8 protein-coding genes are annotated in these 10,393 nt (G+C 69.4%); 6 read left to right on the forward strand and 2 right to left on the reverse strand.

The features are described from left to right. Window positions 1–35: 35 nt before the first annotated feature. From ACFO8M_RS07475 to ACFO8M_RS07490, 4 genes are all read left to right on the forward strand, one after another. Window positions 36–776, forward strand: a complete 741-nt coding sequence (locus ACFO8M_RS07475) for a cytochrome c biogenesis CcdA family protein (protein ID WP_387972717.1) — start codon at window positions 36–38, stop codon at window positions 774–776. After that, the gene (gene resB, locus ACFO8M_RS07480) at window positions 773–2,368 is read left to right on the forward strand and encodes a cytochrome c biogenesis protein ResB (protein ID WP_387972720.1); all 1,596 of its coding nucleotides are present in this window, start codon (window positions 773–775) and stop codon (window positions 2,366–2,368) included. Before ACFO8M_RS07475 ends, resB begins: the two co-directional genes overlap by 4 nt. After that, the gene (ccsB, locus tag ACFO8M_RS07485; protein WP_387972723.1) at window positions 2,365–3,327 is read left to right on the forward strand and encodes a c-type cytochrome biogenesis protein CcsB; all 963 of its coding nucleotides are present in this window, start codon (window positions 2,365–2,367) and stop codon (window positions 3,325–3,327) included. The genes resB and ccsB overlap by 4 nt, the downstream gene beginning before the upstream one ends. 161 nt (window positions 3,328–3,488) lie before the next feature. After that, window positions 3,489–4,022: a hypothetical protein gene (locus ACFO8M_RS07490; protein WP_387972725.1), complete on the forward strand. Its 534-nt coding sequence runs from the start codon at window positions 3,489–3,491 to the stop codon at window positions 4,020–4,022. A 126-nt stretch (window positions 4,023–4,148) separates the two neighbouring features. Here ACFO8M_RS07490 and ACFO8M_RS26580 read toward each other — a convergent pair whose 3' ends face one another. Both ACFO8M_RS26580 and ACFO8M_RS07505 read right to left on the reverse strand, forming a co-directional pair. Continuing rightward, window positions 4,149–5,255: an MHYT domain-containing protein gene (locus ACFO8M_RS26580; RefSeq protein ID WP_449267469.1), complete on the reverse strand. Its 1,107-nt coding sequence runs from the start codon at window positions 5,253–5,255 to the stop codon at window positions 4,149–4,151. A 78-nt stretch (window positions 5,256–5,333) separates the two neighbouring features. Further along, window positions 5,334–6,158: an MHYT domain-containing protein gene (locus ACFO8M_RS07505; protein WP_387972728.1), complete on the reverse strand. Its 825-nt coding sequence runs from the start codon at window positions 6,156–6,158 to the stop codon at window positions 5,334–5,336. Window positions 6,159–6,725: 567 nt separating this feature from the next. Between ACFO8M_RS07505 and ACFO8M_RS07510 the strand changes: the two genes are divergently transcribed. Further along, window positions 6,726–10,031: a sensor histidine kinase gene (locus ACFO8M_RS07510; protein WP_387972731.1), complete on the forward strand. Its 3,306-nt coding sequence runs from the start codon at window positions 6,726–6,728 to the stop codon at window positions 10,029–10,031. Window positions 10,032–10,076: 45 nt separating this feature from the next. Then, window positions 10,077–10,393, forward strand: a 317-nt coding sequence (locus ACFO8M_RS07515; RefSeq protein WP_387972734.1) for a roadblock/LC7 domain-containing protein, incomplete at its 3' end; no start/stop codon positions are given.

Below are 10,393 nucleotides of genomic sequence, written 5' to 3' on the forward strand. Positions count from 1 at the left end.
TCCGCTCCCAGGCTCCACCGCCCGGTGGAGGCCGCATGAACCCGGCTGAGACCGCCGCGTCGGGTCCGCTGCTGCTCGCCTTCGGCGTCGCCGCGCTCGCCGGACTCGTCTCCTTCGCCTCCCCGTGCACCCTCCCCCTCATGCCCGGGTACGTGTCCTATGTGACCGGCATGAGCGGCCAAGAGCTCACGAAAGACCGCCGCACCGGACGCGTCCTGGTCGGCGCGCTCCTGTTCGTCGCCGGATTCACCGCCGTCTACACCACGGTCGTGTTCGCCCTCCAGAGCGCCGGACGCGCCCTCCTCACCAACTCCTCCACCTTGGAGACCGTGGCCGGGATCGTCATGATCGCCATGGGACTCATGTTCATCGGCCTCATCCCGACCCGGGGCGGGTTCGCCCCCAAATGGCGCCCCGCCGTCGGCCTCGCCGGCGCCCCGCTCTTCGGCGCGGTCTTCGCGCTCTCCTGGATTCCTTGCACCTCACCGGTTCTCGCCGCGATCACGAGCCTCGCCGTCATCCAGGACGGCTCCGCCCGTGGCATCGGCCTCATGATCGCCTACTGCGCCGGACTCGGCGCGCCGTTCGTGCTCTTCGCCGTCGGCATGCACCGCCTCGCCGGCGCCCTCGACTTCCTCAAACGCCACGGCCGCGCGATCTCCATCGCCGGCGGCGTCATGCTCTGCCTCGTCGGCGTGGCCCTCGTCACCGGCGCCTGGACCGAGTTCACGAACTGGCTGCGCGCCACCGTCGGAGCCGGGGTGAGCCTGCTGTGACCGCCACCCTCGCCCCGCCGCCCCGCTCCAAACCCAAGGCCGTCAAGCGCCTGCGCTCGTTCGTCCGCCGCTGGTGGCACCAGCTGACCTCCATGCGCACGGCCCTGCTGCTGCTCCTCGCGCTCGCGCTCGCCGCCATCCCCGGCTCGACGTTCCCGCAGCGCTCCATCAGCGCCACCGACGTCGCCGGCTACTTCGACGAGCACCCCGACCTCGCGCCGGCGCTCGACCGGTTGTGGGCCTTCGACGTCTACACCTCGCCGTGGTTCTCCGCGATCTACCTGCTGCTCATGGTCAGCCTCGTCGGCTGCATCATCCCGCGCCTCGGCGTCCACTGGAAAGCCCTGCGCGCCAAGGTCCCCGACGCCCCCAAGCGGATGTCGATCCTGCCCTACCACCGCGTCCTCGACACGGAGGCGAACCAGTCGATGGCCCGCGCCGTGCTCAAGCAGCGCCGCTGGCGCACCACGGTGCGCGAGGCCGAGGACGGCACCGTCACGTTCGCGGCCGAGAAGGGCCATCTGCGCGAGACCGGGAACCTGCTGTTCCACACCAGCATCATCTTCATGCTCGTCGGCGTCGCCGTCGGCAGCCTCATGAGCTGGTACGGCAACCGCATCCTCTCCGAGGACAAGGCCTACTGCAACAACCTCCAGCAGTACGACGAGTACGGCCTCGGCGCGTGGGTCGACGAGACGAGCCTCCCGCGGTTCTGCCTGACGCTCAACGCCTTCGACGCCGAGTTCACCAACGGCGGCCCCACCGCCTACGACGCCGACGTCGCGTATGAGACGAGCGACGAGGAAGGCGACTACGCCCTCGAGGTCAACCACCCGTTGAACATCGACGGCACCAACGTCTTCCTCATCGGCCACGGCTACACCGCCGTCGTCACCTACACCGACCGCTACGGCCAGACCCAGACCCTCCACCAGGAGTTCCTGGCGATGGACACGGCGATGAACTCCGAGGGCGCGTTCAAGTTCCCCGACGTCAACTACAACCCCGAGACGGGCGCGGTCGACGAGGACGCCGAGGTCGGGTTCGACGCGATCCTCGTGCCCACCTACGACGACACGACCGCGATGCTCCTCGGCACCGAACCCGAGCTCAACAACCCCGTGCTCGCCCTGACCGCCTACACCGGCGACCTCGGACTCGCCGACGGGCAGCCCGAATCGGTGTACGCGGTCAACGAGACCCAGATCGCCTCCGGGAACCTCGAACAGGTCAACGACGAGGTCGAGGTCATCGGCGTCGGCGACGCCATGGCACTGCCCGACGGCTCGACCCTTACCTTCGACGGCGTCGAGCAGTACGCCGTCCTCCAGGTCCGCCACGACCCGGGCGGCCCCATCGTCCTCGCCGGCGCGATCCTGCTCCTCGGCGGCCTGCTGCCCGCGCTCGCGGTGCGCCGCAGGCGCTTCTGGATCCGGTGGAACCCCGACGGCACCGTGGAGACCGCCGGGCTCAACCGCAACGACTACGACGGCCTCGACGAGGAATGCGACGAGCTCACCGCTGCGATCGCGCCCGGCAGCGAGCCGCCGCCAGCATCTGAATCCGACGACTCGATCGGGAGCAAGCAATGACCGGGGCCGAAATCGCGAACGCGCTGTTCGTCGCCACCATCCTCATCTACGCGGGGGCCATGTTCGCCTACGCGGTGGAGTACGCCTTCGACAAGCGCGCCCCCAAGCGCGCCAAGCAACTCGCGGCCGTCGGCGCCGACAGCGCCGACGCCGTGGACGAACCCGCCGCCGAACCCCCGATCAGCCCGGCCGCCGCGCGCGGCGCGGGCCGCCTCGGCCTGATCCTGACGTTCCTCGGCACCGCGACCCTCGCCGCGAGCATCGTCATCCGCGTCATCTACACCGGACGGTGGCCGTGGGGCAACATGTTCGAGTACACCGTGGGCGTGGCGCTCGCGGGCATGACGACCTGGCTGATCCTCGTCTCCAAGGGCAACGTCCCGCGCCGCCTCGGGCTCTTCGCGACCTTCGCGGTGACGATGGTCCTCGGCACCTCCGTGCGGGTCTACACCGAGGCCGGACCGCTGGTCCCGGCCCTGGACTCCTACTGGATCATCATCCACGTGACGGCCGCGATCGCCTCCTCGGGCATCCTGCTCATCGGCTGCGTCTTCGCGATCCTGCACCTGATGAAGCGCCGCTACGACCGCCAGGTCTCCGACGGCAAGGCGATCCGCTTCCCGCTCAACATCGCCGAGCGCCTGCCGGACGCGACCGCCCTGGAGCGCTTGACCTTCAAGATCCACGTCTTCGCGTTCCCGCTCCTCACCTTCGGCATCCTCGCCGGCGCGGTCTGGGCACACTTCGCCTGGGGCCGCTACTGGAACTGGGACCCGAAGGAAGTGTGGGCGTTCATCGCCTGGGTCGTCTACGCCGCCTACCTGCACGCCCGCGTCTCCGGCAAGAGCGCGAAGGCCAACGCCCCGTGGCTCGCCATCCTCGGCTACGCGGTGATGCTCTTCAACCTGACCGCTGTGAACCTCGTCTTCAGCGGCCTCCACTCCTACTCCGGAGTCTGAGGGCCGGGTCACGGCCCGAACGTGAACGGCGGGCCTCGGGCAAGTCGGACTTCGATGGGTCCGGCCTCGGCGAAGCTCGCGAGCCGTAGATCTGCACCGGTCTTAACCCTGAAGTACTGGTACGACATCCGCATTCGCCTACCCTTCGAACGGACACCCCCGTGACCCCCGAACACCTCCGCGACGCCGCCGGACTGGCGGCCGTCTTCGGCTTCTTCGCCATGGCCTGGTTGGGCTGGGCCCAGGAGGGCCCGCCGAAATCCTGGGTCAAGTACCTGGCCGCGGGCTCGATCCTGAGCATCCTCGTCGCGATCGGCGGCGGTCTCCTGCTGTGGCGGCACTGGTCCGACGGCACCGTCTTCGACGACGCCACCGGCCCCCGCTTCGGCATCATCGTCGGCATCGAATTCGCAGCGGCCGCAATCGGATCGGGACTCCTCGCCTGGCGCAGACGCGGCGACCTCATCGCCGCGTGGATCGCCTTCGTCGTCGGCGTCCACCTGTTCCCGGTGGCGGTCGTCCTGGAGATCCCCGCGGTCCACCTCGTCGCGGCCCTTATCACCATCGCCGCGGTGGCCGCGGTCCCGCTCGCGAAAGCCAAGGGCCTCAAGACCAGCGCCGTCGTCGGACCGCTCACCGGCACGGTCCTCCTCGCCACCGCCGCGGCCTCCCTCATCGACGCCCTCACCCGCTGACCCCGACCGGGGCCATGGCGCCGCCGAGACTGCGGTGCGTAATCGGCCCCTATATATAAGGCATGGAACGGGAACGGCCCCATCCGATCGGATGGGGCCGTTCCCGCTGCCTGACGGATGCGCGAGCTATCTGCGCGGTGTCTGCCGAGGAGTGATGTCGAAGTGCTCGGCGGTCTGCTCCAGATTCGCCTGCTGGAACGAGCGCTGCCCGCGGGCGCCGGGCCGGTCGGGGACGATGAGCGGACCGTCGTGGCCGCCCTGCGGCGCCTGCACCGGGTTGCCATGCGGCGCGGGCATGGCCCGCTGATCCGGGACGAAGCCCTGCGCGCGTTCGCTCTTGTTGCGCACCCGGCCCGGCCGGGCGCTGCCGCCCGCCCGGTTATCGCGCGGCTGGGGCCCGCGCAGCTTGTCCACCGGGATCGCGCCGGTCGCGGTCGGGAGCGCCTCGTCGTCGTCGACCTCGATGCCGAGCTGGTCGCGCTTGGTGACCATCTTCGGCTGCGTGCCCATGAGTGCGAACAGGAGCACGATGATGCCTATCGTCGCGACGCCGAGGATCGGCAGGATGAGCATGATCGGGTCGATGCCCTCCACCGAGTTGCGGCCCTGGTCGTCCAGGGTCACCCGCACGCCGGCCATGCCCGTGAAGTGCATCGAGCAGATCGCGGCCGCCATGATGACCGCCGCGCCGGACTGCCACCGCCAGCCGTCGAGGTACATGCCGCAGAACAGGGCCGCGGTCGCCGCCACGACCGCGATCGCCACGGACGCGATGAAGTAGCTGCGCTCGTAGGTGATCTGCCCCGAGACGTTGATGGCCGCCATGCCCGAGTAGTGCATGATCACGACGCCGATGCCGGTGATCGGCCCGGCCATGAGGATCTTCGCGACGGTGTTGCGCCGGCCCAGGCCGGCCACGAGCAGGCCGAAGAACACGGCGCCGATCGAGGCCACCAGGCTCAGGCCCGTCTTCACCGGGTCGTAGGCGATGTCCGACTCGGTGACCTTGAAGCCGATCATCGCGGTGAAGTGCATCATCCAGATAGCCGTGCCGCCCAAGGCGAACGCCGCCATGGCGATCCACTGGACGCGCTTGCGGGCGGCCTTGACGGTCGCATCCTGCAGGCGCGCCTGCGTCATGCACATGAGCGCCAGGATCGAACCCGCGAAGGCGAATCCGAAGGCCATGATGGGATTGATCCAGCCGTAAGTGAAGTGACTTACGTGTTCCATCCGTGGTCTTCCTCCCCGGGCTCGGCCCGTATCCGGAATGTTGCGCTGAAGGGTCGGCGCGGTTCGAAACCTATACGACTACTGTCCGGCGGCATCTGCAAGACGGACAGTTGCACTAGGACGGTCATTTCGCTCCGCCGCCGGTCGGTCCAGCGACGGCGAGGCCAGCACGCCGAACACCATCCCGACGATCGCGATCATCGCGAGGATCAGGATCGGCAGCAGCAGCACCAGCGGGCTGATGCCGGTGACGTCGGCCTGCGGCGGCCCGTGGACCTCGACGGCCGCCATACCTGTGTAGTGCATGCCGACCACTGCGACGCTCATGACCGCCGAGGCCAGCGCCATGCTCCCGCGCCGGTCGACGACCGCCGTGAACCGCAGGGCCACAGTCGAGGCGACCACGGCCACGACGGCCGAGGCCGCGACCAGCAGCGGGTCGTACTCGACCCGTCCGCCGGTCGCGACCGCGGCCATACCCGTGTAGTGCATCCCGACCACGCCCGCGCCGCACACGAGACCGCCGAGGATCAAGCGCGGCCAGCCGGCGTGCTTGCCGCCGGACACGAACAACCCGATGCCGACCGCTCCGACCGCGAGTGCGAACGAGGCGGCGGTGAGCACGGGGTCGTAGGCGATGTCGGCGCCGGTGACGGTGAAGCCGACCATCGCGATGAAGTGCATCATCCAGATGCCGACTCCACCGATGGCCAAGGCGGCCAACAGGGTCCAGCGGAGGCGCCCTCCGGCGGTGGCGGCGGCGCGGGCGTAGCGGGAGGCCGACAGGCCGAGGAACGAGCCGGCGGCCGCGAAGGCGAGGCCCATCACGGGATTGAGCCAGCCGTAGGTGAAGTGGTGGTGCTCGAGAGTCGCTGCGAGCACGTCGTTCAGTGGCACTGCCATGGGGTTGCCTCCTGGAAGGTCGTGGGTCAACCGTGCCTAATGGAGGGCGAAGTCTGTCGCACAGCGTGTGCGAGTTCTGCGAGGGTCTGCGGCGGCTATGACGGATCTGTGCCCCGCTCGTGTTCACGCGAACGCGTTCCGTCACTGGACTAAGGTGGCGAAACGGTCATCACCAACAGTGGTCACGTCGCCGCTGTTCGTGTCGCGTCGAGGGATTCGGGTCCCGTACTCAAGACTCGGCCGACCGGGATGCCAGTCGTCGTCCGAACAGTCGGAATTATCGGCCGATCAGCCGAATACCGCATAGGCATGTGTCCAAAAGATCAGTGTATCTTGGGATTCGCCCCGCAACACGGTGGCTTACGGAGGGGTGTTCAGTACTCCAGTACGCCCCTGGATTTCGCCGCCCGCATTCGTCATGATGGAATCTGCTGGGCTTCACATGCCGACCCCGCCGCCCCCCGGCGGCAGGACGGCAGCCGACGCGCGACGTCGGCCCGAGACCGATCCCGCCCGGCCCGGGCCCTTCGGTCTGACACAGAGGACCACCCCAGGAGGCTAGACAAGGTGAGCAAGCGCAGCGCGAACCGTGCGGGTTCAGCGGCTCGACGAGGACCGCTCGGCCTGCCGCGCATCGCCGACATGCGGATCCGGTCCAAGCTGGGACTGATCCTCCTGGTCCCGCTCACGGTGCTCGTCGCCGTGGCCGGCCTCCGCCTCTACGACCTCTCCGACCGGGTGTTCGAGTCCACCGACATGGTGGACCTCGTCCAGTTCAACACCGTCACCGCGGACCTCCGCTACAACCTCCAGGTCGAGCGCTCCCTGCTGCTCACCTACCTGCAGGTCGACGACAACTACGTCGCGGACATCGACGCCACGCAGTACGACCAATCCGCCGTCAGCGCCCAGCAGACCGCCACCGACCGGGCGCTCGAAGCGTTCGACGACAAGGCCGGAACGCTCCCCTCGCTCTCCGACGACATCGACAACCGCATCGACGCCGTCGGCACCCAGTACGAGAGCCTCCGCAAGATCCGCGCCCAAGCGGCCGAGGACACCGAAGGCGCCTCCATCGAGGCGACCTCCCGCGTCTACCAGCGGCTCATCGCCGAACTGGTGACCATCACCGACATCTCCTCGCGCATCGTCAACGACCCCGAGATCGCCCGCAACCTGCAGACGATCGCCGCGGCCACGAGCATCCTCGAAACCCTCGAGGAAGAGCGCGCCATCGCCCTGAACGTCGGCAACGACCGCCAGTTCATCAACAACACGCGCTGGCAGAACTTCATCTCGTACGCGAAGCTCCGCGAAGCGGCCGAAGAGGACTTCAAGACCGTCGCCACCCGCGACCAGCAGCTCGCGTTCTTCTTCAGCGAAGGCGGCCTCAACACCGAAGCGGCCCAAGCGGCCCTGACCTTCGAGAACGACGCCGTCAGCGCCTCCACGACGCAGAAGCTCCAAGTCAACGCCGCGCTCATGGACTCCTACAACCTGGTCCTGAACAACGGCCTGGACTTCATCAACGACGAGTCCGAGAAGGTCCTCGACGACGCGCGCGGCAACCAGAACGCGCAGATCTTCCAGCTCCTGCTCGAATCGGTGCTCATCCTCGCCGCCTTCGTCGTCGCGACCGTGATCGCCCTGCTCATCGCCCGCAACATGGCGACCGGCCTCCGCCGGCTCCGCGAGGGCGCGCTCGACGTCGCCCACGTCAGCCTGCCGCAGGCCGTGGCGCAGATGCGCGACGCCGAGACCATCGGCAACCGGACACCGGACGAAGTCGCGGCCGACACGGGCGCGGTCATCGACATCGACCAGCGCGACGAGATCGGCAACGTCGCCCACTCGTTCAACATCGTCCACACCGAGGCCATCCGCATCGCGGCCGAGCAGGCCGCCCTGCGCGCCAACGTCTCCCAGATGTTCATCAACCTCGCCCGCCGCTCCCAGAACCTGGTCGACCGCCTCATCGGGCACCTCGACCACCTGGAGCGCGGCGAGGAGAACCCGGACCGCCTGGCCGAGCTGTTCCAGCTCGACCACCTCGCGACCCGCATGCGCCGCAACGACGAGAACCTCCTGGTGCTCGCCGGCGCGGACTCCACCCGCCAGGAGCGCTACCCGGCGCCGATCGGCGACATCCTGCAGGCCGCGCAGTCCGAGGTCGAGCAGTACACCCGCATCGAGTTCGGGAACCTCGAGGCCGAGCGGGAGATCCGCCCGGCCGCGGTCAACGACCTCGTGCACCTCATCGCCGAGCTCATGGACAACGCGACCGCGTTCTCCCCGCCGGAGTCCCCGGTCGTCGTCGAGGCCGAGCAGATGCGCACCGCCGACAGCCCCCAGGGCGCGATCCGGGTGCGCATCAACGACATCGGCATCGGCATGCCGCCCCAGCAGCTCGACGACATCAACCGGCAGCTGTCGGAATCGGCCGACGCCATCGACCTCGCGTCCTCGCGCATGATGGGCCTGGTCGTGGTCGCGCGCCTGGCCAAGCGGCACGACGTGCGCGTCGAACTGCGCCCGGGCGACCAGCGCGGCACCGTCGCCGAGGTCATCCTGGGCGAAGCGGTCCTGACCGACCCGAAGCTCCCCGAGCGCGGCATGCGCAGCGGGGTTCCCTTGGACGGCACCAACTTCGACACCGGCGACACGTTCTCGCTCCAGGGTCGCGAGGACGGTCCCCGCGGCGCGCTCGGCATGAACTCCGGTGCGCTGCCGCAGGTCCCGGAGAGCCCGGCGGGCCTGTTCGACACCGTGGCCCAGCCCGGGCCGCAGTCGCCGCCCCCGGCGCAGTCGCAGCCGATGTGGCAGCCCAGCGCCCCGCAGATGCCCTCGCGTCCGCCGACGCAGGCCCAGCCCGTCGAGCCCATGACCGGCGAGCACCACCTGCAGGGACGCCAGAGCCAGCAGCCGGTCCAGGCCGCCGCCGAGGAGGAGCCGGGCTTCATGTTCCGGCCCGGCGGCCTCGCCGACGAGCGCCGCCCCAGCGGCAAGGTCATGGAAGTGACGGGGGAGATCGTCTCCTCCGAGCACGTGGCCCTGCCGAAGATCCAGCTCGAGGCGTTCACGCCCGAGCCGGAGCCCGCCCCGCCGTCGTGGCCCGACGTGGCCGCCGGCCCCGCCGGCACCGAGGCCCCGCGCGCCGCCAAGAAGGACCGGGTCTCCGCGCTCGACGCGACGACCGAGCTGCCGATCTTCCGCGAGGTCGAATCGGCCTGGTTCAAGGCCGTCACGCCCGCTCCGAAGAAGGTCGAGGACGACGCGCCGAGCGTGCTCTCCTCGCCCACCGAGGAGTCCCCGCTGGTCGTGGACGAGCGCCCCGAGTCGTCCCGCACCACTGCCGACACTTCCGGCTACGAGTCGACCTTCAGCCCTGCGAGCCCTGCTTCCTTCGAGGAGCCCGCGGAGGTGGCGGAGGCAACCTCGCCGCGCTACGCTGACCAGTCAGAAGCGGCCGAGTCCCCCGCCCCGGCTTGGGAGGCGGCACCGGTCTCCCCTCCGCAGCCCACGGAAGGCTCGACGCCCATGCAGAGCAAGCCCGCCGACGAGCCCACGGGCGCCCCGGGCCTGGAACGACGCCGCCTCACCTCCCCCGAAACCGAGTCCGGCTCCTACGCCTGGCGCACGGCCGCCGATGACGGCTGGTCGCGGGTGGACAACGCGTTCGCCGAGACCGTCTCCGCAGAGACGACCTCGGTGGGACTTCCCAAGCGCCGCCCCATGGAACGCCTGGTTCCCGGGGCCGTGGAGGAATCACAGGAGACCGTCAGCGCGCAGAAGCGCAACCCCGAGGGCATTCGGGGCCTGCTGTCGGCCTATCACCGTGGGGTGCAGCGAGGACGTGGCAATGACGGTAACTGAGTCGCTGAACCGCAACACGGAAGACGCTACTAAGGAGCGCAAACGATGAGCACTGGTGGAACCTCGGTCCAGGACCTGGGCTGGCTGCTGGCCGGCTTCGCCGAACGCGTGCCGGGAGTGGCCCACGCCGTGGCGGTCAGCGCCGACGGTCTGCTGCTGGCCTCCTCGCGGGACCTGCCGCGGGACCGGGCCGACCAGCTGTCGGCCGTGACCTCGGGACTGGTGAGCCTCACCCAGGGCGCCTCCCGCTGCTTCGAAGGCGGCGCCGTCCTCCAGACGGTCGTCGAGATGGACCGCGGCTTCCTGTTCCTCATGTCCATCAGCGACGGCTCCTCGTTCGCGGTCCTGGCCTCGAAGAACTG

Origin of the sequence: Glycomyces rhizosphaerae (assembly GCF_042647865.1) — a bacterium.
GTDB classification, from domain to species: domain Bacteria; phylum Actinomycetota; class Actinomycetes; order Mycobacteriales; family Micromonosporaceae; genus Glycomyces; species Glycomyces rhizosphaerae.